A 24,802-nucleotide genomic window follows, 5' to 3' on the forward strand; every position below is an offset into this window, starting at 1 on the left:
TCATGCGGTAGTCGCGGACACCGTCGGCGGGGCGTCGGCGGCGGTCCGGCGTCGCCACGCGATGACGTTGCGGCTGTCGAACCGTCGCGAGCACCGCGCACAGGCCAGCTGGCGCGTGGGCGTGCGGTAGCGGAAGTGCTCGTGTCCGGCCGGACAGACGCCGATCCACGGGGCGAGCTCGCTGGCGATCGGGCCGTCGTGCAGGCGGGAGCCGGTGTAGCCGAGGGCGCTCGCGGTCCGCTTCCACCCGGCTCCGTGGCCGGCTCGGGGCCCGGCGAGCGCGTGGGCGACCTCGTGCAGCAGCACCTGTTCGACGTCGTCGTCGGAGAACCGTGCCGCCAGGTGCCGGCTCACCGTGATGCGCCGACGGGCGAAGTCGCACTGCCCGGCACGGGTCTTCGCGTGGTCGAACCCGAACGTCCAGGTGCCGGTGCCGAGGTGCTCCGCGATGAGCTCCTCGGCGCGCAGCCGCACGGCGTCGAGGGCCGTCACTGCTCGGCGCGGGGGTCGGCCTGGCCCTTCTTCGCCGCCCGGGCCGCGATCCGGCCCCAGATGTCGTCCGCCTCGGTCCGCGCGGCGTCCGGGGCGCCGAGCACGCGGCGACGGATCGGCGGGACCTGCTTGACCGGCTCGGCGACACGGGTCGTCGGCTCATCGTCCTCGGACCGTCGGGCGGCGATCTCCCGCGCCGTCCGGGGCTTGTCGGCGGACTCCGTCGGGTTCGAGATGGACGCGCGCATCGCGGCCTCCACCGCGGTGCGCAGGGCGTCGGTGCGCTCTGACGGGGCGCCGGCCTGGCGGAAGGCCTGGTAGGCACGCGACAGGGCGGCACGGGCCTCGTCGAAGCGGTCGACCTCGAACAGCGACCAGCCCTCGATCTCGGCGGCGGCGCCCTCGAGCTCGGGCCACTCCTCGGTCGCGGCGGTGTCCCGTGCCAGGGCGGCCTCGGACGCGGCGCGCTCGTGCCGGCCGAGGTCGTGCAGCACGTGCGCACGGCGGATGCGGGCGGCGACCTTGTCCTGGCGCTCCCCGGTGAACATCGCGAGGCGGAAGACCTCCTCGGCGACGACGAGCGACTCGTCGAGGCGGCCCAGCAGGCGGAGGAGCTCCGCTCGCTCGGCGAGGGCATCGGTGCTGCGGCTCTGCCCGAGGTCGCGGAGGCGCTGGTGCACGGCGTCCGCGTCCACCGCGGGGCGGAGGCTGATGGGCGCGAAGGTGCTGCCCGGGCTGACCCCGGCCGTCACGGGAGCCGCGTGGCGCGGTTCGCGGGATCGGTCGGACGGGTCGGGCTGCTGACGGTCATCGGGCGGGAGGGACATCGGTTCGAGGGTAGCCGCGCTCTGCCGGGAGCCGACGGTGCGACGCGCTCGGGGTTGCTCAGGCCGGGCGCGGTACCGGCGCGCCGACGGGCCTGGCAAGCCGAACGGCCCGCCGTGCCGGAGCGCGACGGGCCGTTCAGGACGGTCTCGGTCAGGACACGGCGCCGGCTGCGGCAGCAGCGACGACACCGATGTAGACGACGAACGTCGCGATCGTCGCCACGACGGCCAGGACGATCGCGAAGATGCCCCATCCACGACCGCGCTTGGTGACGGCGGCGACGATGCCCTGCACGAGTGCCCAGAGGCCGAGCAGCGCCGCGACGCCGATCACGGCGAACGCGGTGACGAGCTGCGAGCGGACCGCCGGGTCGTTCAGCAGCTGCTGCTGGACGTCCGACTGGTCGAGCGTCGAGCCGTCCGCACCCTGGCGCAGGGTGTCGATCACGTCGCCGCTGACGAGGCCGGAGCCGAGCAGGTAGCCGCCGATGACCCCGATCACGAGCGAGAGCAGCCCGAGCACGAACGCGACGACGCCGAGGGTCTTCTTCTTGGCCTTCGGCTCCTCGTAGCCCTGCCACGAGGGCGCTCCGCCGTCGTGCGTCGGCGCCGCGGCGTACTGCTGCTGTCCGTACTGCTGCTGCCCGTGGTCGTGCTGCTGCCCGTACTGCTGCTGGCCGTGCTGCTGTCCGTACTGGGGCTGGCCGTACTGCTGCTCGCCGTACTGCGGCGCCGAGCCCGGTGCCGCGTCGGTGCGCTCGCCGTAGCGGGGCGCGTCGGCGGCGGGCTGCTGCGGCGAACCGTTCCAGTCCGGCGTCCGGCCGTCGCCCGCGCGGTCCTCGTTGCTCCGGTCGTCGTTCGTCATCGGGGGTTCCCATCGCTCGGTCGTGCTCGTGCACGGTCGTGCTGTCCATCCTGACAGCCGCCCCCACCGCTGTCCGGAACCCGGGGCCCGCCGGTGGTCAGCCCCCGAACACGCTCCGGTTCGGCTCCGGCGACGCCACCGCGGTCGCGTCGGTCACGATCGGCGCTCCGGCGACGAACGCCCGCAGCTCGGCGCCGTGCACGACCTTCGCCGGCATCGGGTCGGACGAGTACCGCCGCGGCATGTCCGCCACCGGCAGCTCCGTCGGTGAGCCGAGCAGCACGATGTTGCCGAACCGCCGGCCCTTGAGCATCCCGGTGTCCGCGACGGCCGCGACCGACGGCAGCACCGACTGCAGCGTCGAGGCCTGCCCCCGCGCGAAGGCCAGCCCCGCACCGTCGGCGACGTTGACCGCGACGACGCCCGTGGGTGACAGGAACTCGGCCACCGAGCGGTAGAACTCGACGCTCGTCACGTGCGCCGGGATCCGTGACCCGCCGAAGACGTCGACGACGGCCAGGTCGACCGTGCCGTGCAGGCCGGCGGGCAGCTTCGACAGGACCTCGCGGGCGTCGCCGTACCGGACGCGGATCGAGGCCCCGCGCGGGAACGGCAGGGCCTCGCGGACGTGGTCGACCAGGTCGCGTTCGAGCTCGACGACCTGCTGGCGCGAGCCCGGCCGGGTCACCGCGACGTAGCGGGGGAGCGTCAGCGCGCCGGCGCCGAGGTGCAGCGCCGTGATCGGCCCCTCCGGCAGCAGGTCGATCGCGTGCCCGATCCGGCGGATGTACTCGAACGCCAGGTGCGTCGGGTCGTCGAGGTCGACGTGCGACTGCGGGGTGCCGTCGACCACGAGCGTGAACGAACCGGGACGGTGCCGGTCCGGCTCGATCACGGAGTGCCCCGCACCGATCCGGAACCCGTCGAACGCATCAGCCATGTCGTCAATCGAACACCACCGGCGGACGCGCCGCGATCACGGTGCCGACCACGGTCCCGCCGCGACCTGCGGGGCGGACGCGGGGCGGGCCTCCCGGGAGGCCACCGACGGACAGCAGATGCCAAGCCACGCTCGGTATTCTGACCGCAGTCGTCGCGTCGAAGGCGTCGAGGCCCGGGGCCCCACACCCCGAGCGTCCGTCCTCCCCGCGACCACGACGTGCCCGTGAGCGCCCCCACCGCTCGAGCGTGCGCGCCGTCGGCGTGCGCAGCACGCCCCCTTCCGGTCACCCGCGAGCGCTGGCCGTCGAGCACCAGCACGCCCTGTCCGCAGGAGACCCGCATGACCGCCGACACCATGAGCGTGCCCACCGCACGCGCCGCCCGCCCCCGGGCGGTCCACGTCCCCCGACCCGTCCACACCGACCGCGAACCGGCCCCGGCCTGGATGCGCGCCACCGGCGCCGTCCTGTTCGTCGCGGGCGCCGCGCTCACCGCCGCGGTCCTCGGCTGGCCCGGCGAGGCCCCGGAGAGCGCGCTCGTGCTGCCGGGGGTCCTCGGCGTGGTCGTCGGCCTGCTGTTGCTGCTCGCCCGCTCCGGCTGCACCGTCACCGCGGACCACGTGGTCCTGCACTTCCGTCCGCTGCCGCCCCGCCGGATCCCGCGTCGACGCATCGCGGACGTGCGCCTCGTCGAGGCGGACGCCGCCACGTACGGCGGCATCGGTCTGCGGTTCCGTCGCGGCGTCCGCGCGCTGATCCTCACGCCGGGGCTGGGCATCGAGTTCACCGACGACCGCGGTCGCCGGACCTTCGTGCGCACCCGCCGACCCGAGGGCGTCTTCCGTGCACTGGCGGGGCCGCAGGGCCGGTCTGGAGGCACGGCGGGCGTCGAGCGGGAACGCCTCGGCTGAGCAGGTGGCGGGCTTATACACGCCCGCGCCGAATCCGGTCAAGCCAGGACTGGACAGCACGCTCCGACGCGACCTATGATGACAGTTCGCGCTCCCTGGCATCCGTGTCGTCATATTGCGGTCGACGCAGAGTCCTCTGAGCCTGGTCCACACAACCAGGTTCTTCTCCGCCCTGGTGCAGCCGGACCCGTATATGGCGGCGGGTACCGCTCACGGAGATCATCCCACACGTGCACCGACGTCCTGCGTCCGGCACGCGTCGGCGTGGTCACAGGGCACGGACTCTTCGGGGATCGCCGAGCGATCAATCCACTCACCTACACACTGCTTCGTCAGTGTCGGCCCGACGGGGCCTACGGAGGTCACACCCTTGGCTGCTGCGCCCAACGCATCCACCAACCCCAAGAACGGTCGCAACCACTCGCGACTCTCGTTCGCCAAGATCACGGACACCCTCACGGTTCCTGATCTGCTCGCACTCCAGACGGAGAGCTTCGACTGGCTCGTCGGCAACGACGTCTGGAAGGCCCGTCTCGCAGAGGGACAGGAGCAGGGTCGCACCGACCTCGCCCTGCACTCCGGCCTCGAGGAGATCTTCGAGGAGATCTCCCCGATCGAGGACCTCGGCGAGACCATGCAGCTCTCGTTCACGGCTCCCGAGCTCGAGGACCCGAAGTACTCGATCGACGACTGCAAGGAGCGCGGCAAGACCTACGCCGCCCCGCTGTACGTCAACGCCGAGTTCATGAACCACATGACGGGTGAGATCAAGACGCAGACGGTCTTCATGGGCGACTTCCCGCTCATGACCGAACGCGGCACGTTCATCATCAACGGCACCGAGCGCGTCGTCGTGTCGCAGCTCGTCCGTTCCCCCGGTGTGTACTTCGAGCGCCAGCAGGAGAAGACCTCCGACAAGGACATCTACTCCGCCCGTGTGATCCCGTCGCGCGGTGCGTGGCTCGAGTTCGAGATCGACAAGCGCGACCAGGTGGGCGTGCGCATCGACCGCAAGCGCAAGCAGTCCGTCACGGTCTTCCTCAAGGCCCTCGGCCTGACGAGCGAAGAGATCATGGACGAGTTCCAGGGCTTCGCCTCGATCGAGTCGACCCTCGAGAAGGACGCCATCCTGACGAAGGAAGAGGCGCTCAAGGACATCTACCGCAAGCTCCGTCCGGGCGAGCAGGTCGCTGCCGAGGCCGCGCGTGCGCTCCTCGACAACTTCTACTTCAACCCGAAGCGCTACGACCTGGCGAAGGTCGGCCGCTACAAGGTCAACCGCAAGCTCGGCATCGACGCCCCGCTGTCCGACTCGGTGCTCACCGTCAAGGACATCGTCGCGACGATCAAGTACCTCGTGTCGCTGCACGCCGAGCGCACCACGATCGACGGCGTCCGCGACGGCGAGCCGGTGCAGCTGCGCCTCGACGTGGACGACATCGACCACTTCGGCAACCGTCGCATCCGCGCGGTGGGCGAGCTCATCCAGAACCAGGTCCGCACCGGTCTGTCCCGCATGGAGCGCGTCGTCCGCGAGCGCATGACCACGCAGGACATCGAGGCGATCACGCCGCAGACCCTGATCAACGTGCGCCCCGTCGTCGCCGCGATCAAGGAGTTCTTCGGGACGTCCCAGCTGTCGCAGTTCATGGACCAGAACAACCCGCTCGCGGGCCTGACGCACAAGCGTCGTCTCTCGGCCCTCGGCCCGGGTGGTCTGTCCCGTGAGCGTGCCGGCGTCGAGGTCCGCGACGTCCACCCGTCGCACTACGGCCGCATGTGCCCGATCGAGACCCCGGAAGGCCCGAACATCGGCCTGATCGGTTCGCTCGCGTCGTTCGGTCGGATCAACTCCTTCGGCTTCATCGAGACCCCGTACCGTCGCGTCGTCAACGGCGAGGTCACGAAGACCATCGACTACCTCACCGCTTCGGAAGAGGACGACTTCGTCGTCGCGCAGGCCAACGCCCCGCTGACGAGCGACTTCCACTTCGCCGACGACAAGGTGCTCGTCCGCAAGAAGGGCGGCGAGGTCGAACTCGTCGCCAAGGACGAGGTCGACTACATGGACGTCTCCCCGCGCCAGATGGTGTCGGTCGCGACGTCGCTCATCCCGTTCCTCGAGCACGACGACGCGAACCGCGCCCTCATGGGTGCGAACATGCAGCGTCAGGCCGTCCCGCTGCTCCGTTCCGAGTCGCCGCTCGTCGGCACCGGCATGGAGGGCTACACGGCCATCGACGCCGGCGACGTCGTCACCGCCGACAAGGCCGGTGTCGTCTCCGAGGTCTCGGCCGACGCCGTGACCCTGCAGCTCGACGAGGGCGGCACGCAGACCTACTACCTGCGCAAGTTCGACCGCTCGAACCAGGGCACGAGCTACAACCACCGCGTGGTCGTCTCGGCCGGCGAGCGTGTGGAGCAGGGCGAGGTCATCGCCGACGGTCCCGCGACGGAGAACGGCGAGCTCGCGCTCGGCAAGAACCTCCTCGTCGCGTTCATGCCGTGGGAGGGCTACAACTACGAGGACGCGATGATCCTGTCGCAGAACCTCATCAAGGACGACACGCTCTCCTCGATCCACATCGAGGAGTACGAGGTCGACGCCCGCGACACGAAGCTCGGCAAGGAGGAGATCACCCGTGACCTCCCCAACGTCAGCCCGGACCTGCTGGCCGACCTCGACGAGCGCGGCATCATCCGCATCGGTGCCGAGGTCCGCCCCGGCGACATCCTCGTCGGCAAGGTCACGCCGAAGGGCGAGACCGAGCTGAGCGCCGAGGAGCGCCTGCTCCGCGCGATCTTCAACGAGAAGTCGCGCGAGGTCCGCGACACCTCGCTGAAGGTGCCCCACGGTGAAGAGGGCACGATCATCGGCGTCAAGGTGTTCGACGCGCAGGACGGCGACGACGAGCTCGGCTCGGGCGTCAACCAGCGCGTGGTCGTCTACATCGCCCAGAAGCGCAAGATCACCGCGGGCGACAAGCTCGCCGGTCGTCACGGCAACAAGGGCGTCATCTCGACGATCCTGCCGGTCGAGGACATGCCGTTCCTGGCGGACGGCACCCCGGTCGACATCGTCCTCAACCCGCTCGGCGTCCCCGGCCGCATGAACTTCGGCCAGGTGCTCGAGATCCACCTCGGGTGGCTCGCCAAGCAGGGCTGGAACGTCGAGGGCATCCAGGAGTGGGCAGCCGACCTGCCGGAGGCAGCGCGCAGCGCCGAGCCCGGCACGAAGGTCGCCACCCCGGTGTTCGACGGTGCCTACGAGCGTGAGATCGAGGGCCTCCTCGACTCGACCCTGCCGAACCGCGACGGCGAGCGCCTCATCGGCTCGTCCGGCAAGGCGCAGCTCTTCGACGGCCGCTCCGGCGAGCCGTTCCCGGAGCCCGTCTCGGTCGGTTACATGTACATCCTCAAGCTGCACCACCTGGTCGACGACAAGATCCACGCGCGTTCGACCGGTCCGTACTCGATGATCACGCAGCAGCCGCTGGGTGGTAAGGCGCAGTTCGGTGGACAGCGATTCGGTGAGATGGAGGTGTGGGCACTCGAGGCGTACGGCGCCGCCTACGCCCTCCAGGAGCTCCTGACGATCAAGTCCGACGACATCCTCGGCCGCGTGAAGGTCTACGAGGCGATCGTCAAGGGCGAGAACATCCAGGAACCCGGCATCCCCGAGTCGTTCAAGGTCCTCATGAAGGAGATGCAGTCGCTCTGCCTGAACGTCGAGGTCCTCTCGGCCGACGGCCAGGCGGTCAGCCTCCGCGACACGGACGACGAGGTCTTCCGCGCCGCCGAAGAGCTGGGCATCAACATCTCCTCGCGGTTCGAGTCGTCCTCTGTCGACGACATCTGATCCCGCCCGTACATCGAAGCCTGAATCAGCAAGAGAGAAGAACATTGCTCGAAGCAACTTCCTTTGACGCCATTCGGATCGGCCTCGCGACCGCCGAGGACATCCGTCAGTGGTCGTACGGCGAGGTCAAGAAGCCGGAGACCATCAACTACCGCACCCTGAAGCCCGAGAAGGACGGTCTGTTCGGCGAGCAGATCTTCGGTCCCTCCCGCGACTGGGAGTGCGCCTGCGGCAAGTACAAGCGTGTCCGGTTCAAGGGCATCGTCTGCGAGCGCTGCGGCGTCGAGGTCACCAAGTCCTCGGTCCGTCGTGAGCGCATGGGCCACATCGAGCTCGCCGCCCCCGTCACGCACATCTGGTACTTCAAGGGCGTCCCGTCGCGCCTCGGGTACCTCCTCGACATGGCGCCGAAGGACCTCGAGAAGGTCATCTACTTCGCGGCGTACATGATCATCGACATCGATGAAGAGGGCCGCCACGCGGACATGCCGGGTCTCGAGAACGAGATGCGTCTCGAGATCAAGACCCTCGAGGGCCAGCGCGACTCGATCATCGCCGACCGCCTCAAGAAGCTCGAGGACGACCTCGCAGCCCTCGAGGAAGAAGGCGCCAAGGCCGACGTCAAGCGCCGCACCAAGGACACCGCCGAGAAGGAGATGTCCCAGGTCCGCAAGTCGTTCGACGAGGACATCACCCGTCTCGAGCGTGTGTGGGAGGACTTCCGCAACCTCAAGGTGGGCGACCTCAAGCCCGAGGACGCCGTCTTCCACGAGCTCCAGGACCGCTTCGGGATCTACTTCGACGCCTACATGGGCGCCGAGGCGATCAAGCTGCGGCTCGAGGCGTTCGACCTGGCCGCCGAGGCCGAGGCGCTGCGCCTGCAGATCGCCGAGGGCAAGGGCCAGAAGAAGATCCGCGCGATCAAGCGTCTGCGCGTCGTCAGCTCCTTCCTCGCCACCGGCAACTCGCCGGCAGCGATGGTGCTCGGCGTCGTGCCGGTCATCCCGCCGGAGCTGCGCCCGATGGTGCAGCTCGACGGTGGCCGCTTCGCCACGTCGGACCTCAACGACCTCTACCGTCGTGTGATCAACCGCAACAACCGTCTCCGCCGCCTGCTCGACCTCGGTGCCCCCGAGATCATCGTGAACAACGAGAAGCGCATGCTGCAGGAAGCGGTCGACGCGCTGTTCGACAACGGTCGTCGTGGCCGCCCGGTCACGGGTACCGGCAACCGCGCCCTGAAGTCCCTGAGCGACATGCTCAAGGGCAAGCAGGGTCGTTTCCGCCAGAACCTGCTCGGCAAGCGCGTCGACTACTCGGGCCGTTCGGTCATCATCGTCGGCCCGCAGCTGAAGCTGCACCAGTGCGGTCTGCCCAAGCAGATGGCGCTCGAGCTCTTCAAGCCGTTCGTGATCAAGCGCCTCATCGACCTGTCGCACGCGCAGAACATCAAGTCGGCCAAGCGCATGGTCGAGCGTTCGCGTCCGCAGGTGTGGGACGTGCTCGAGGAGATCATCCGCGAGCGCCCCGTCCTGCTGAACCGTGCGCCGACGCTGCACCGTTTGGGCATCCAGGCGTTCGAGCCGCAGCTCGTCGAGGGCAAGGCCATCCAGCTCCACCCGCTCGTGTGTGCTGCGTTCAACGCGGACTTCGACGGTGACCAGATGGCCGTGCACCTGCCGCTGTCGGTCGAGGCCCAGGCCGAGGCCCGCATCCTGATGCTCGCCTCGAACAACATCCTCAAGCCGTCCGACGGCCGCCCGGTGACCCTGCCCGCACAGGACATGATCATCGGTCTGCACCACCTCACCACCGTCCGCGAGGGCGCCGTGGGCGAGGGCCGTGCGTTCTCGTCGGTCGCCGAGGCGATCCTGGCGAACGACCAGCACACGCTGCACCTCAACGCGATGGTGAAGATCCGCATGACGGGTGTCCACTTCGCCGAGGGTGAAGCACCCGAGGGCTACGAGCAGGGCGACACCGTGCTGCTCGAGACGACCCTGGGCCGTGCGCTCTTCAACGAGACCCTGCCGGCGAACTACCCGTTCGTCCAGAAGGTCACCGACAAGGGCGTGCTCTCCGCGATCGTCAACGACCTCGCCGAGCGCTACTCCAAGACCGAGACGGCCGCCGCGCTCGACCGGATCAAGGACGCCGGCTTCTACTGGGGCACCCGCTCCGGTGTGACCGTCGCCCTGTCGGACGTCGTGACGCCTCCTCGCAAGAAGGAGATCATCGCGGGCTACGAGGTCCAGGCCGCCAAGGTGCAGGGCGAGTTCGACAAGGGTCTGATCACCGACTCCGAGCGTCGCGCCGACCTGATCAAGATCTGGACCGAGGCCACGAACGAGATCGCGCAGGAGATGCGCGACAACTTCCCGGTCGACAACACCATCAACCGCATGGTGTCGTCCGGTGCTCGTGGTAACTGGCTGCAGGTCCGCAACATCGCCGGTATGCGTGGTCTGGTGAACAACCCGAAGGGCGAGATCATCGCCCGCCCGATCATCAACTCGTACCGCGAGGGCCTGACCGTGGCGGAGTACTTCATCGCCACCCACGGTGCTCGTAAGGGTCTTGCCGACACCGCGCTCCGTACCGCGGACTCCGGGTACCTCACCCGTCGTCTCGTGGACGTCTCGCAGGACGTCATCATCCGCGAGGACGACTGCGGCACGACGCGTGGCCTCGAGCTGCCGATCGCGACCGTGGACGCCGACGGCAAGCTCGTCCGCGACCCGCGCGTCGAGAACACCGTGTACTCCCGCACCCTGGCCACCGAGGCCGTGGACGCGAAGGGCACGGTCGTCGCCGAGGCCGGCGAGGACGTCGGTGACGTCCTCATCGACAAGCTGCTCGCTGCCGGTGTCGAGAGCATCAAGGTGCGCTCGGTCCTGACCTGCGAGTCGGCTGTCGGTGTCTGCGCGAAGTGCTACGGCCGTTCGCTCGCCACGGGCAACCTGGTCGACATCGGTGAGGCGGTCGGCATCATCGCCGCGCAGTCCATCGGTGAGCCCGGTACCCAGCTGACGATGCGTACCTTCCACACGGGTGGTTCGGCCTCGGCCGACGACATCACCCAGGGTCTGCCGCGTGTCACGGAGCTCTTCGAGGCCCGTACGCCCAAGGGCGCGTCCCCGATCGCCGAGGCCCCCGGCCGCGTCGTGGTCGAGGACACGGACAAGGGTCGTCGGATCATCCTCACGCCGGACAACGGCGACGAGCCGTTCATCTACCCGGTGCTCAAGCGTGCGACGCTCCTCATCGAGGACAACCAGCACGTCGAGCTCGGCGAGCAGTTCATCGCCGGCACCGTCGACCCGAAGGAAGTCCTCCGGGTCAAGGGTGTCCGCGAGGTCCAGAAGCACCTGGTCAACGGTGTGCAGGACGTCTACGGCTCGCAGGGTGTGCCGATCCACGACAAGCACATCGAGGTCATCGTCCGCCAGATGCTCCGCAAGGTCACCGTCGTCGACCACGGCGACACCGACCTGCTGCCGGGTGAGCTCGTCGACCGGTCGCGCTACAACGCGCTGAACCGTGCGGCGCTGCAGGAGGGTCGCAAGACCGCCTCGGCTCGCCAGGAGGTCATGGGCATCACGAAGGCGTCCCTCGCGACCGAGTCGTGGCTGTCCGCCGCGTCCTTCCAGGAGACCACCCGCGTGCTCACGCAGGCGGCCATGGAGGGCAAGCAGGACCACCTCGTCGGCCTCAAGGAGAACGTCATCATCGGTAAGCTCATCCCCGCCGGGACGGGCCTCAGCCGGTACCGCGACGTGGACGTGAACGCGACGGAGGAGGCGAAGGCGGAGCGGTACCCGAACCGCATCTTCTCCGACGACTCGTCGTTCTCGGACGCCGACCTGAGCTTCGTCGACTTCGACAGCTTCTCGTCGGACGACTTCACGCCGGGCACGTACAACTGAACCGAGTGAGCTCGACGGAAGGGCCCTGCATCCACCAGGATGCGGGGCCCTTCCGCTTGTCGCCTCGCGGTCAGCGACGGCTGCCGTTCAGCGGTAGGTGACCGTCGCGTCCCCGAGGGGCCCGTCGTCACCCATGGCGTGCACGGTCACGGTCCCCCCCGGCCAGCCGACGGGGGTCGAGCTTGACCGTCCACTTGCCGAGCCCCGGGACCCGCGGCTCGACGGCGTTCCCGTCGGCGTCCGTCGCGGGCGCACCGTCGGCGTCGGTGAACGACAGGCGGGCGTTCGGCTCCGCCGACCCGGACAGCACCAGCTTCCGCGGCGCGTACCGGTCGACGGCGGCCGTGGTCGGGAACGGGATCATCGCGCCCGACGTCGCCGACCCGACCAGCTTGCCCTCCTCGTGGACCTCGGCGATGATCCCCATGAACCGGGTGCCGTCGGCGGGGTAGGCGAGGTCGGCCTCCCAGGTGCCGTCGGTGTTCTCGATCCAGTCCGTGTCGCCGTCGACCAGGGACCACGGTGCGCCGGACTCGTCGACGAAGCGCATCTGGGTCGCCGCCGGGCCGCGGCCCGAGACGTGGACCGTGTGCCCGACCGCGTCGACGACGACGTCGTCGATCCTCGGGTCGGCGTTCTGGTCGGCGGTGGCGTTCACCCGCAGCTGTTCGGCGCCGTCGAAGCGCAGGACGGTGGTGAGCGTGTGCTTGCCGAAGCCGACCCCGGTGATGCGGTGGGCGACCTTCCCGTCGCGGTCGACGACGGTCGACCCAGAGGGTGCACCGTCGACGCTGAACTCGAGACGCGCGCCCGGTTCGAACCCACCAGGCGAGGACACCTTCAGTGAGCGGTTCCAGCCCTCGCGCGTGATCAGCAACGCGAGCCAGGTCACCGGCTTGGTGGTCGCACGGACGGTCCGCTGCGGCGAGCCGATCGAGTCGGAGACCGTGAACGTGTGGTCGCCGAAGTCGTCGACGTGGGTCACGGCGCGCCAGGATCCGTCCGTGCGGACACGGGCGTCCACGGCTGCTCCGTCCGACGGCTGGACGGTCACGCGGTCGCCGGGGTCGCCCGTGCCGGCGAGCGTCACCGTGCCGGCGTTGTGCACGATGGAGGCCACCCGGGCAGTCAGGATGGGCACGGTGACGACGGCTCGGGCGGGTGCGGCGAACCCGATGACGGTCAGGAGCACGACGAGGACAGCGGCGATGACGAGCGGCCGGTGCGACCGACCTGCTGAAATGTGGAACATTGTCATGCCGGACATCGTGCAACTGCGGTGCGGCCGGTGTCCAGGCCTTGAAACGAACTGTTCACAACCGTGCTGCACCGCAGAACCGAGGGCAGCTCGGTCCGGGAGGCAGCGGGTCAGACGGCGCGGCCGGTGTCGTCGGCGCGGCCGCCGCCCGTGCCCGTCTCGTCGACGAGCGAGTACAGACTCAGGACGTTCCCGTCGGGGTCGCGGACGTCGAACCACGCGACCGCGCCGTCGACGCACGCGACCGGGCCCACGTCGATGCCGAGTGCCGCGATCCGGGCGTGCTGCGCAGCCACGTCGTCCACGCCGAAGCGGACACGGGCAGGGTGCTCCTCGGCGTCCGGTTCCTCGAGGAGCTGGACCCAGATGCCGCCGATCTCGTACTCGGCGACGCCGTCGGTGGGTTCGAGGTCCGGTTCCGCACGCTCGAACACCGCGCCGTACCAGAGGCACGACGCCTCGATGTCGGCGACCGGCAGGCCGACGGTCACGCTCGTGATGTCCATGACTCATCATGGCCCGCGTCGCGGGGTTCGTCGAGGGTGGGCGGACCTGGCAGGGTGGTGGGATGGCGACCCTGCGCGAACGGATCACGGCACCGGCACACCTCGAGCTGCCGAGTCCGGTCGGCGGTCTGACCTTCCGGCCCGCGACCCTCGACGACCTGCCGGCGATGCACGCCGTGGCGGTCGCCGCGGCGGCCGTCGACGACCCGCATGCTCGTCCCTCCACAGCGGACCTGCACCGCTCGCTGTCCACAGAAGGACTCGACGTCGCCCGCGACACCGTGGTCGGCGCCGATGCTGACGGGCATGTGCAGGCCTACGGCATCGTCGTCGACGTCCCCTCCCGTGTCACCGCGGCTCGTGTGGTCCTCGACGGCGCGGTCCACCCCGACCATCGCGACCGCGGCGTCGGCCGACGGCTGCTCGCCTGGCAGAGCGGGCGGGCGCGCCAGCGGCTCGCCACGCTCGACGTCGACCTGCCCGCGGCGCTCGACGTCGGTGGGCGCCGCGGATCGTCCGTCCTGCGCCTCGCCGCGCGGGCGGGGTTCGAGCCGATCCGCGACTGGGTCGACATGCAGGTCGTGTTCGACGAGCGGTCCGACGAGGTCGCGGTTCCGTCCGTCCCGGACGGCCTGGTGGTCCGACGGACGACGGCCGACGACATCGAACCGATGCGCCTCGCCAAGAACGACGCCTTCCGCGACCACTGGGGATCGCAGCCGATGGTCGCCGCCGACTGGCACGGGTTCCTCACCGCACCGAAGAGCCGTCCCGACCTGTCGCGCGTCGTCGTGGACGGGGACGGCTCCGTCCTGGCGTTCGCCGTCGTGGAGTCCGACCCGGAGTCCTTCGCGGCCCGCGGGCACTCCTTCGGCTACGTCCACTGGGTCGGGGTCGTCCGCGCGGCGCGCGGCACGGGGCTGGCACCGATCGTGCTCGACGCCGCACTGCAGGCGATCCGCGCCGACGGGCTCGCCGCCGCGGTGCTGCACGTCGACGCCGAGAACCCGAGCGGTGCCGGCCGGATCTACGAGCGCCTCGGCTTCGTCGCGGGCGACGTGCACGTCACGGCGTCCACAGCGCTCTGACCGGACCCGCCTCCACCGGACCCAGCTCCACCGTGCACCCCTGTTCTGGGTGCACCCGACCCCTGCTCGCCCCCTCTTTCTGGGACTGCGGTCCGTCGGTGCGCCAGAAGTAGCGTGGTCGGGCGCCTTCTCCCTGGTGGCGCACGACCCGACGACGTCTCGCGCCCGCGAGTCCAAGGAGGTGGGGGCCTGATGGCGACCCTGTCCGAGATCCTCATCCTGAACGGCGCCCTGCCCATCGAGCACCTCGACTCGATGACCGGCGACGAGGAGCTCGACGAACGCGCCATCCGCGGCCTCGTCGACCAGGGCGTCGTGAGCGAGGCCCAGTTCATCACCGCCCGCGCGGCCTCGAACAACTCCCGCACCGTCCCGCTGACCGACTACCCGGTCGACGGCACCGCCGTGTCGATGCTCCCCGCCGCGCTCTGCCGCCGGCACGGCGTGCTCGGCGTCGGCTTCGAGGGCGAGCTGCTCATCCTCGCGATGGTGAACCCGACCAACGTCCTGGCGATCGACGACGCCCGTGCCGCCTCCGGCCGTCCGATCAAGCCCCTGCAGGTCGAGGAGCGCGACCTCGCCACCGCCCTCGACCGCTACCTGCGTGCCGACGACGAGCTGAACGACCTCACCTCCTCGCTCGAGGAGGAAGCGTCCGTCAGCGCCTCCGCCCAGGTGGACATCGCCGACGGTGCGCTCGACGACGTCCCGATCGTCCGTTTCGTCAACCTGCTCGTGTCCCAGGCGATCCAGGACCACGCCTCCGACATCCACATCGAGCCGGGCGAGCACGAGGTCCGGATCCGCTACCGCATCGACGGCGTGCTGCACGAGATGGCCCCGGCGCCGAAGAACATCCAGAACGGCGTGATCAGCCGCCTGAAGATCATGAGCGACATCGACATCGCGGAACGGCGCAAGCCCCAGGACGGCCGCATGTCGGTCCGTCACGGCGGCCGTCAGATCGACCTCCGCGTGGCGACGCTGCCGACGGTGTGGGGCGAGAAGGTCGTCATGCGGATCCTCGACAACACGAACACGTCGTTGACCCTCAAGGACCTCAACCTGCTCGAGCAGAACTTCCAGGCGTACCAGAAGTCCTACTCGAAGCCGTACGGCATGATCCTGGTCACCGGTCCGACCGGTTCGGGCAAGTCGACCACGCTGTACACGACCCTGAACGCCGTCGCGCGCCCCGAGATCAACGTCATCACGGTCGAGGACCCGGTCGAGTACCGGATGTCCGGCATCAACCAGGTGCAGGTGAACCCGAAGGCCGGCCTGACCTTCGCCTCGGCGCTCCGTTCGATCCTGCGGTCCGACCCCGACGTCGTCCTGCTCGGTGAGATCCGCGACCACGAGACCGCCCAGATCGCGATCGAGGCGTCGCTGACCGGCCACCTCGTGCTCTCCACCCTGCACACCAACGACGCACCGTCGGCCGTGACCCGGCTCACCGAGATGGACATCGAGCCCTTCCTGGTCGGTTCCGCCCTGGACTCCGTGGTGGCGCAGCGACTCGCGCGTCGCCTCTGCGACCGGTGCAAGGCGCCCGCCGTGTACGAGGCCGAGCAGCTCCAGGCCCTCGGCTTCCTGCGCGCCGGCGACGAGGTCCCGCCGTTCTTCGCGCCGGTCGGCTGCGCGGTCTGCTCGAACACGGGCTACCGGGGCCGGATCGCGCTGCACGAGGTCATGACCGTCACCGAGGAGATCGAACGGCTCGCCGTCGCGCGCGCCTCGAGTGCGGAGATCAGCCGCGTCGCCCAGCAGCAGGGCATGCTGACCCTCCGCCAGGACGGCTTCGAGAAGGTCAAGCTCGGCATGACGAGCGTCGACGAGATCCTGCGCGTGGTCGCGTAGGCACCGGGAGGACACGAGCGATGACCGATTCCGTGTACGACATCACGACCCCCGGCGACGAGCCCGTCGCCGGCTGGCACCCGGGCAACCCCGGTACCGAGGTGGGGTCCCGACGAGCCGCCCGACTCGCGTCGGCTGCCCCCACGGCGCCTGTCCCGGCGGCCGCGCCCGAGCAGGTCTACGACCTCGGCGACGACACCATGGCCTGGCCGGCCCCCACCGGCTCGCCCATCGCCGTCCCGGTGGCGCAGCCCCTCGCCGCCCCCGCGACGCCGCCGGCAGCGGTGCCGTCGTCGATCGCGACCTACGGGTACACCGAGGCGCCGACGCACCAGCTGCCGGCGATCCCGTACAGCGGCGCGCACCACGCGACCCCGCCGGCGGCTCCCGCCGCGCCGGCCGCGGGCTCGTCGTCGGGTGACATCGACTTCTCGCGGCACGCCCGCGAGGTCGCCGACCCGGACCTCATCACCGCACTCGCCCAGGTCGTCTACCAGGGTGCGTCCGACCTGCACGTCACGGCGGACGCCCCGCCCACCGTCCGCGTCGACGGCTCGCTCCGCCCCGCCGTGCCGGGAGGCGCGTGGTCGCGTGGCAAGGTCATCGCGGCACTCAAGACGCTGCTGTCCGTCGAGCAGGCCGGCCAGTTCGACCACGACCAGGAACTCGACTTCGCGTACTCGCTCTCGCCGGAGTACCGGTTCCGCGTGAACTACTACCAGCAGCGCGGCAACTGGGGCGCGGCCTTCCGCATCATCCCGACGAAGATCAAGACGCTCAAGCAGCTCGGCATCCCCGAGCACGTGGGCGACTTCGCCGGCCTGCCGCGCGGCCTCGTGCTCGTGACCGGGCCCACCGGTTCCGGCAAGTCGACGACGCTCGCCGCCCTCATCGACCTGGTGAACGAGAGCCGCGCGGACCACATCGTGACGGTCGAGGACCCGATCGAGTTCATGCACGAGCACAAGCGCGCCATCATCAACCAGCGCGAGGTCGGTGCCGACACGCACTCCTTCGCCTCGGCGCTCAAGCACGTGCTCCGCCAGGACCCCGACGTCATCCTCATCGGCGAGCTCCGCGACCTCGAGACCATCTCCGTCGCCCTCACCGCCGCCGAGACCGGCCACCTGGTGTTCGCCACCCTGCACACGCAGAGCGCCCCCGGCACGATCGACCGCGTCATCGACGTCTTCCCGCCGCACCAGCAGGGCCAGATCCGCACGCAGCTCGCGGCCACCCTGCAGGGCGTCGTCTGCCAGACGCTCGTGCCGAAGGCGAACGGTGTCGGCCGTGTGGTCGCCACCGAGATCATGACGATCACGCCCGCCATCGGGAACCTCATCCGCGAGGGCAAGACGTACCAGATCACCTCGGCCATGCAGGCCGGGCGTGACCTCGGCATGCACACCATGGACCAGGACCTCGCGGAACTGGTCAACGTCGGCACGATCTCGCGGAAGGCCGCGATGGAGAAGGTGCACGACGAGGACGGCTTCGACCGGCTCGTGCAGCGCGTCGAGTCCCCGTCCGATTCATCGGCCGCCGCGATCGCCGCCAGCGGCATCGACTTCGGCGACAAGTTCTCCGGAGGCTACTGATGTCGCTCGCGTTCGACTACCGAGGCCGGGACGGCGCCGGCAAGCTCGTCAAGGGGCGGCTCGACGCCGCGTCCGAGGGCGCCGTCGTCCAGCGCCTGCGGGGCATGGGCGTCTCGCCCATCGCGATCACCGAGTCCAAGGCCGGCACCGGTCTGCAGGCCGAGATCAAGATCCCGGGCTTCGAGGCGGGCATCAAGCTCAAGGAGCTCGCGATCATGGCGCGGCAGGGTGCGACGATGCTCGCGAGTGGGCTCTCCCTGCTCCGAGCACTCTCGATCCTCGCTGACCAGACCGAGAGCAGGCGTCTCCGGACCATCCTCGGTCAGGTCCGCGACGAGGTCGAGCGCGGCGTCGCCTTCTCCGATGCGGTCGCGAAGTTCCCCGTCGACTTCCCGCCGATCATGATCAACATGATCCGCGCGGGCGAGACGGGCGGGTTTCTCGACAAGGCGATGGAATCGATCGCGACCAACTTCGAGAAGGAGCACAAGCTCCGGACGACCATCAAGTCGGCCATGACCTACCCGGTGGTCGTGCTCGTGATGTCGCTGCTCGCCGTCGTGATCATGCTGATCTTCATCGTCCCCGTGTTCCAGAGCATGTTCGAGGGGCTCGGCAGCAAGCTCCCGCTGCCGACGATGATGCTCGTGTACCTGTCCCACGCCATGCGCTACGTCGCGATCCCGCTGGCGATCGCCATCGCGGTCTTCTGGTTCTGGTGGCGCGCCAACAAGAACACCGATCGCGTACGCGCCTTCGTCGACCCCATCGCACTGCGCCTGCCGGTGTTCGGGGCATTGCAGAAGAAGATCGTGATCGCGCGTTTCGCCCGGAACTTCTCGGACATGATCGGAGCCGGCGTCCCGATCCTGCAGGCATTGCGCATCGTCGGAGAAGTGTCGAACAACTTTGTCGTACAACGGGCACTGAACAATGTCGGCGAATCAGTGCGGAAAGGCGAATCAATTGCGGGGCCGCTCGCAAAGGAACCCGTTTTCCCGTCGATGGTCTCGCAGATGGTCGCGGTCGGTGAGGACGCCGGGTCGCTCGAGGTGATGCTCGAGAAGATCGCCGTGTTCTACGACGCCGAAGTAGAGGCCACCACCGAGGCGCTGACGTCGCTCATCGAGCCGCTGCTCATCGCCTTCCTCGGCGTCGTCGTCGGCGGCATGATCATCGCGCTCTACCTTCCGATCTTCCAGATCACGAGCGTCATCGAGGGCGCTTCCTGATTCCCGACCCCCAGTGCGGGGGCGATACGAGCATTCCATCGCCCCCGCACTGGGGGTCTTCTCTGCCCTCGATGGCCCCCGTTCTCGGGATTGGCCCGCCAAATCAGCCCGAATACGCTGATGTGCGGCGGCAGAGCAAGCCCCGAATTCACATTCCCCTCATTCCCCGCAGAATGGAAACAATCATGTACTTCGCTCTCATGGGCAAGCTCGAAGCTCGCCGCAAGGGTCTCCTGGCCGAAGAGGAGAAGGGCTTCACCCTCATCGAGCTCCTGGTCGTCGTCATCATCATCGGCATCCTCGCGGCCATCGCGATCCCGGTGTACCTGAACGTCCAGAACAACGCCCGCAACTCCTCGGTGCAGTCCGACCTGTCGAACGTCAAGACCGCGATCGTCGCCTACCAGACCGACAAGGGCACCCTCCCGCCGGCACTGGACCAGGCCACGCTGGGTGACTACGGCTACTCGGTCAGCTCGGACAACGGACTTGCTTACAAGGCCACTCCCGCTACCGGTGCGACCACGTGGTGCGTCAACGGCAAGAACACGAAGACGAACAAGGCCTACAGCATCTCGAACACCTCGCAGGTCGTCGAGGGCGCCTGCGCCTGATTAAGGCTCCGGAGGGCGGGGAACGGCTCGCGTCGTGCCCCGCCCTCGTCAGCATCATCCCGAATTCGACCGTCTGTGGAGGCAAGCATGCGCACCATCGCCAAGAGCGTGCGCGCCTCCGACGACGAGAGCGGTTTCACGATCATCGAGGTGATGGTCGCGATGGTGGTGTTCGCGCTCATCGCCGCCGGCGTCGCGACCGGGATCGTCGGCACTCTCGCGCTCACACAGGACAACCGCTCCCGTGAGACCGCGCTCAACCTCGCTGCCGCTGACATCACCGCAGTGCGCAGCAACGCTGACGTGTTCTCCGTGTCCGGAGGCACCACCACGAAGACGGTCGGCAAGCGGGACTACACCGTGACCCGCAAGACCAGCTGGATCACCTCCTCGGGGACGGACAACACCTGCGGCGCCGGTTCCGGTCAGCTGTCGTACAAGCGGGTCAACGTCTCGGTGAGCTGGCGGAGCAGCCCGACGGCGACGCCTCGGAGCGTCGGCCTCGACACGTTGGTCGCCCCACCGTCCTCCGTGTCGACCAACGACTCCTCGACGATCGTCGTCGGCGTGCAGACCGCGAACGGTGGTCCGAACCCCGGAGTCTCCGTCCAGGTCACCCCGGTGTCCGGGACAGGAGCAGCGGCGCTCACCGCGCAGCCCCCGGTGACGGACAGCGACGGCTGCACCTACGTGCTCAACGTCACCCCGGGGTCCTACACCGTCACGATCAACAAGAGCGGCAACATCACCCCGGACGGCAAGACGTCCGACGTCGTGACCCCGCGTGCCGGATCGGTCGCGAGCAAGAGCTTTGCCTACGACCTGCCTGCGTCCATCACGATGACGTACGCGACGAACGCGAACACGACGGCGACGCTGCCGACCGGGTTCACCGGTGTCGTCCGGCACGGCGACACCATCCAGGCGGCGACGTCATCGACCGTTTCGGTGTTCCCGTACACCGACGGCTGGAACGCACTCGGCGGCGCCTTCTCGACGACCTGCCGGAACGTCGATCCGACGACGTGGCCGACCGCGGACAAGCTGGTGACCGACCCAGACATCCTCGGCCCCGCCATCGGCGGTATGCCAGGCGAGAGCTCGACGGCACAGATCGCGATGGGCGTGGTCGGTGTGCAGCTGAAGGGCTCGAACACCGTCCTGACGGCAACGGTCAAGAACACGAGCGCCGTGGCGAACGGCGACCCGGGGTGCTCCCCGTCCGTGCGCTACACCTTCGCCGGTCTGTCCGCGAAGTCGGTCACGAACATCGCACTCCCGTACGGGACGTGGACGCTGCAAGAGGGCACGTCGACGACCAACGCCAGCACGGCCGTCGCGACGATCTCGGCCACCCCGGGTGCCGACAACGTCACGGTGAGCGCCTCGAAGAACGTGGTGACCCTGGATCCCCGCGTCGTCCCGGTGGCGCCGTGATGCGCCGAGTCGCCGACCTGCTCGACCGGGCGCGACGCGATGAGGCCGGGGTGACGCTCGCCGAGCTGATCGTCGCGATGTCGATGGGACTCATCGTCCTGGCCGTCGCTGCGTCGTTCTTCGTCTCGGCGCAGCGCACCGCCGTGCAGGCGAAGAACATCGGGTCGAACACGCGGCTCGCCGCCAACGCCATGAACGAGTCGACCCGGATGCTGCAGTCCGCGACGCAGAACCCCGTGCCGACCGGGACGGATCCGCAGAACGCCTTCCAGTACGCGAGCGCGTCGAGCGTGCGCTTCTTCACGTTCGTGGACACCACCTCGTCCGACTCGAGGACGCAGCAGGTGCAGCTCACCATCGACCCCGTCGCGCGCACCCTGACCGAGACCACCTGGAGCGGATCGGGCTGGACAGCGAAGATGCCGTACTCCACCTTCGCCACCAGTGCCTCCGCGACGCTGTCGGCGACCCCGACGACGACGCGTGTCCTCGCAACGGGGATCGTGCCGAGCAAGACCACCTTCACCTACTCGGCCGCGAGCAGTGGTGTCCTCGGGACGCCGTCGGCTCCGGTGTCGGCTGCGGACCTGCCGAAGATCGCCGCCGTCACGGTGACCGTGACCACTGGTACCGGCGAGAACGATCCGAACGCCGTCGTACTGACCAACACCGTCTCCCTCGTCAACGTCGCCCTCGGAGGAAGCTGATGCGTCGTCTCGTCCGGTCCGACCGTCTGCGCGGCGGTGAAGACGGCTTCGCGCTGCCCGCGGTGCTCGGCATCGCGATGGTGGTGATGCTGCTCGTCGCGACGATGGTCGCCACCTCGACGAGCGGCGCACGGGTGACGGCGAAGGACACCGCCTGGCTCCGCGCTGCTGCGGCCGCACAGGCCGGGATCGCGGACTACCAGGCGCGGTTGAACGCCGACAACTCCTACGGCCTGTACGGGCAGGCGTCGGCACCCTTCAGCCGGTCGACCGGCAGCACGTTCCCGTCCGGAACGGGCAGCAACCCTGCCTTCGCCTACGAGCGCGGCGGGGACTCGACGTGGGTGTGGGTGCCCGGCGCTGACGGCAAGCGTTCCGACGCCGCCTACCGGTACGCCGTCGACAACTCGAAGCTCGGCTCGCAGGGGCTCATCCGCCTGCAGGTGACCGGGAAGTCGGGCACCACGTCCCGCACCTTCATCGCGAACATCCGCCCGGACGGTTTCTCGAACTACCTGTACTACACGAACTACGAGTCCGGGAAACCGAGCGTCACCAACGAGACCTACTCGAACCGGAGCTCCGCGCTGTGCTCCTCGGCGTACCAGCCGCTCGCGACCAGCACGACGTGCGCGCAGATCCAGTTCGGTCCGAACGACCGGCTGCAGGGTCCCGTCCGGTCGAACGACCGGCTGATGATCTGCGGTTCGACGTTCGACAGCACCGTGCAGAGCGTCTACAGCTACACGACGAGCGGTTGCTCCACGAGCAAGAAGGCCACCTTCGCGCAGACACCCACGACGACGTCGACCCTGACGCCGCCGGCCACCATCGGCAACCTCCGGGACTACGCCCGGACCGATCTGCCGTCCACGACCGAGACGGTCGAAGGTGTCGGCTGCCTCTACACCGGTCCGACGAAGATCACCTTCAACGGCAACGGCACCATGACGGTGCAGTCCCCGATGACCATCGCCACCCAGGTGCAGGGGCAGACCGCCTCGGCCGGTGCCGTCATCGTGTCGGGCAGCAACGGCAACTCGGCGAAGTGCGGTACCGTCGCGGCGCTGCAGGGTGCAGGCGCCACCGTGCCGATCCCGACGAACAACATCGTCTACGTGCAGAACGAACCGGCGCAGCGGTCCGGGAGCACCCAGGACCCGAACTACTGGGACGCGTCGGCCTTCAAGAACAAGCAGAACGCCTGCGACGTAGCCGCGAGCCCGGTCACGAACCAGGTCGCCAACGGCGTGGGATTCCCGTACGTGTCGACGGCCGGCAGTTCGACGATGCAGAAGAACAACTCCGAGATCACGCCGACCGCTGGGGGCGGTGCCAACGTCTCGAACCCCTACGGCTGCGATCGAGGAGACGTGTTCGTGCAGGGCGTCGTCGACAAGGCGGTCACGATCGCGGCGGAGAACTACTTGTACGTGACGGGGGACATCACCTACCCGGCGAACCGCACGGCGTCCACGGTCCTCGGACTCATCGGCCAGGAGGCCGTGTGGGTCTGGAACCCGTTCACCGTCTCTGGTGTCCCGGCTGCGCCCACCGCTGGTGACGACCGCCGGATCGACGCCTCCATCCTCTCGAACGCCGGTACCTTCGTCGTGCAGAACTGGACGAAGGGCTCGACGGCCGGCCGTGGCCAGCTCACGGTCAACGGGTCGATCGCGCAGAACTGGCGCGGAGCCGTGGGCCTCGCGAGTGGGACCGGTTACTCGAAGGACTACCAGTACGACAGCAGCCTGCGGACCTACACGCCTCCGAAGTTCCCGCAGCCGACGATCACCACCTACACGGTCGCGACGCAGGTCGAGTCGAAGACGGCGTACGACGCCTCCGGGGCTGCGCTGTGACGTTCGTCGCGGGGATGAGCGGGCTGCTCGGCCTGCTGATCGGTTCGTTCCTCAACGTCGTCGTGCACCGCGTCCCCGCAGGGATGAGCGTGGTCAGCCCGCCGAGCGCCTGTCCTGGTTGCGGACACCACATCCGACATCGGGACAACGTCCCGGTGCTCTCCTGGGTCGTGCTCCGCGGACGGTGCCGTGACTGCGCGACGCGGATCTCGGTGCGCTACCCGCTCGTCGAGGCTGCCACATGCGTCCTCTTCGCCCTCGTCGGCGTCCTCGTCGCCACGCGGAGTGGCTCGGTGGGCGGAACGGTGCAGGAGGTCGTGCTGGCCGCGGCGCTGCTCTACCTGATGGCCGTCAGTGTCGCGCTCGCCCTGATCGACCTCGACACGCACACCCTCCCGAACCGCATCGTGTACCCGTCGTACGTCGTCCTCGGCGCACTCCTGCTCGCCGCGACGGTGGTGTCCGGTGACTGGGGGGCCTTCGTGCGCGGACTCGTCGGGTGTGGCGTGCTCGGTTCCGCCTACCTGGTGTTGGCGATCGCGGTACCGGGCGGGATGGGACTCGGTGACGTGAAGCTCGCCGGCGTCCTGGGGCTCGTGCTCGCGTACCTCGGATGGGGACCCCTCGCAGTGGGTTCTTTCAGCGCCTTCCTGCTCGGCGGTATCTTCGCGATCGTCCTTCTCGCAGTCCGACGGACCGGTCGTCGCACCGGGATCCCGTTCGGGCCCTGGATGCTCGTCGGCGCCTGGACCGGGATCGTCCTGGGCACGCCGATCTGGGACGCCTACCTCCACCTGCTCGGCCTCTGACCCGCTGCCG

At 69.1% G+C, this 24,802-nt stretch carries 18 protein-coding genes; 12 read left to right on the forward strand and 6 right to left on the reverse strand.

Going from position 1 to position 24,802, the window contains the following annotated elements:
- The 4 genes from BIU94_RS11200 to BIU94_RS11215 form a co-directional block, all read right to left on the reverse strand.
- Complete coding sequence (locus BIU94_RS11200; protein WP_071259671.1) at window positions 1-492, reverse strand: SprT-like domain-containing protein; 492 nt, start codon at window positions 490-492, stop codon at window positions 1-3.
- The gene (locus BIU94_RS11205) at window positions 489-1,319 is read right to left on the reverse strand and encodes a hypothetical protein (protein ID WP_111040844.1); all 831 of its coding nucleotides are present in this window, start codon (window positions 1,317-1,319) and stop codon (window positions 489-491) included. The genes BIU94_RS11200 and BIU94_RS11205 overlap by 4 nt, the downstream gene beginning before the upstream one ends.
- Window positions 1,320-1,470: 151 nt before the next feature.
- A complete protein-coding gene (locus tag BIU94_RS11210; protein WP_071259681.1) occupies window positions 1,471-2,184 on the reverse strand; it encodes a DUF4064 domain-containing protein in 714 nt (237 codons plus the stop codon).
- A 97-nt stretch (window positions 2,185-2,281) separates the two neighbouring features.
- On the reverse strand, window positions 2,282-3,124 hold the full coding sequence (locus BIU94_RS11215; RefSeq protein WP_071259684.1) for a spermidine synthase: 843 nt from the start codon (window positions 3,122-3,124) through the stop codon (window positions 2,282-2,284).
- 342 nt (window positions 3,125-3,466) lie between these two features.
- On the opposite strand from BIU94_RS11215, the gene BIU94_RS11220 reads away from it, so the two are divergent.
- The 3 genes from BIU94_RS11220 to rpoC all read left to right on the forward strand — a co-directional run bounded on the left by BIU94_RS11220 (window position 3,467) and on the right by rpoC (window position 11,821).
- Window positions 3,467-4,036, forward strand: a complete 570-nt coding sequence (locus BIU94_RS11220; protein WP_071259687.1) for a hypothetical protein — start codon at window positions 3,467-3,469, stop codon at window positions 4,034-4,036.
- 370 nt (window positions 4,037-4,406) lie between these two features.
- Window positions 4,407-7,895 carry a DNA-directed RNA polymerase subunit beta gene (gene rpoB, locus BIU94_RS11225; RefSeq protein ID WP_071259690.1) on the forward strand — a complete coding sequence of 1,163 codons (3,489 nt, stop codon included), beginning with the start codon at window positions 4,407-4,409 and terminating at the stop codon, window positions 7,893-7,895.
- Between the two features lie 44 nt (window positions 7,896-7,939).
- On the forward strand, window positions 7,940-11,821 hold the full coding sequence (rpoC, locus tag BIU94_RS11230; protein WP_071259693.1) for a DNA-directed RNA polymerase subunit beta': 3,882 nt from the start codon (window positions 7,940-7,942) through the stop codon (window positions 11,819-11,821).
- A gap of 127 nt (window positions 11,822-11,948) precedes the next feature.
- Here the strand turns inward: rpoC and BIU94_RS11235 are convergent, their stop codons facing one another.
- Together BIU94_RS11235 and BIU94_RS11240 are read right to left on the reverse strand one after the other, a co-directional pair.
- Window positions 11,949-13,079, reverse strand: a complete 1,131-nt coding sequence (locus BIU94_RS11235; RefSeq protein WP_139196382.1) for a hypothetical protein — start codon at window positions 13,077-13,079, stop codon at window positions 11,949-11,951.
- A 110-nt stretch (window positions 13,080-13,189) separates the two neighbouring features.
- Complete coding sequence (locus BIU94_RS11240; RefSeq protein ID WP_071259699.1) at window positions 13,190-13,585, reverse strand: VOC family protein; 396 nt, start codon at window positions 13,583-13,585, stop codon at window positions 13,190-13,192.
- 62 nt (window positions 13,586-13,647) lie between these two features.
- Here BIU94_RS11240 and BIU94_RS11245 point away from each other — a divergent pair, with 62 nt between their 5' ends.
- From BIU94_RS11245 to BIU94_RS11285, 9 genes are all read left to right on the forward strand, one after another.
- Window positions 13,648-14,673 carry a GNAT family N-acetyltransferase gene (locus BIU94_RS11245; protein WP_175472078.1) on the forward strand — a complete coding sequence of 342 codons (1,026 nt, stop codon included), beginning with the start codon at window positions 13,648-13,650 and terminating at the stop codon, window positions 14,671-14,673.
- A 192-nt stretch (window positions 14,674-14,865) separates the two neighbouring features.
- Window positions 14,866-16,533 (forward strand): GspE/PulE family protein, encoded by a 1,668-nt coding sequence (locus BIU94_RS11250; protein ID WP_071259705.1) that lies wholly within the window; start codon window positions 14,866-14,868, stop codon window positions 16,531-16,533.
- Window positions 16,534-16,553: 20 nt separating this feature from the next.
- Window positions 16,554-18,131 (forward strand): type IV pilus twitching motility protein PilT, encoded by a 1,578-nt coding sequence (locus tag BIU94_RS11255; RefSeq protein ID WP_302846699.1) that lies wholly within the window; start codon window positions 16,554-16,556, stop codon window positions 18,129-18,131.
- The gene (locus tag BIU94_RS11260; protein ID WP_083404759.1) at window positions 18,131-19,363 is read left to right on the forward strand and encodes a type II secretion system F family protein; all 1,233 of its coding nucleotides are present in this window, start codon (window positions 18,131-18,133) and stop codon (window positions 19,361-19,363) included. Before BIU94_RS11255 ends, BIU94_RS11260 begins: the two co-directional genes overlap by 1 nt.
- Window positions 19,364-19,548: 185 nt before the next feature.
- On the forward strand, window positions 19,549-19,977 hold the full coding sequence (locus tag BIU94_RS18215; RefSeq protein WP_071259708.1) for a type II secretion system protein: 429 nt from the start codon (window positions 19,549-19,551) through the stop codon (window positions 19,975-19,977).
- Window positions 19,978-20,064: 87 nt separating this feature from the next.
- Complete coding sequence (locus tag BIU94_RS11270) at window positions 20,065-21,414, forward strand: prepilin-type N-terminal cleavage/methylation domain-containing protein (RefSeq protein WP_071259712.1); 1,350 nt, start codon at window positions 20,065-20,067, stop codon at window positions 21,412-21,414.
- On the forward strand, window positions 21,414-22,121 hold the full coding sequence (locus BIU94_RS11275; protein ID WP_071259715.1) for a PilW family protein: 708 nt from the start codon (window positions 21,414-21,416) through the stop codon (window positions 22,119-22,121). Before BIU94_RS11270 ends, BIU94_RS11275 begins: the two co-directional genes overlap by 1 nt.
- Window positions 22,121-23,983, forward strand: a complete 1,863-nt coding sequence (locus BIU94_RS11280; RefSeq protein ID WP_071259719.1) for a hypothetical protein — start codon at window positions 22,121-22,123, stop codon at window positions 23,981-23,983. Before BIU94_RS11275 ends, BIU94_RS11280 begins: the two co-directional genes overlap by 1 nt.
- On the forward strand, window positions 23,980-24,792 hold the full coding sequence (locus BIU94_RS11285) for an A24 family peptidase (protein ID WP_368073089.1): 813 nt from the start codon (window positions 23,980-23,982) through the stop codon (window positions 24,790-24,792). Before BIU94_RS11280 ends, BIU94_RS11285 begins: the two co-directional genes overlap by 4 nt.
- The last annotated feature ends 10 nt before the right edge of the window (window positions 24,793-24,802 follow it).

Source organism: Curtobacterium sp. MMLR14_006 (assembly GCF_001864985.1).
GTDB lineage: Bacteria > Actinomycetota > Actinomycetes > Actinomycetales > Microbacteriaceae > Curtobacterium.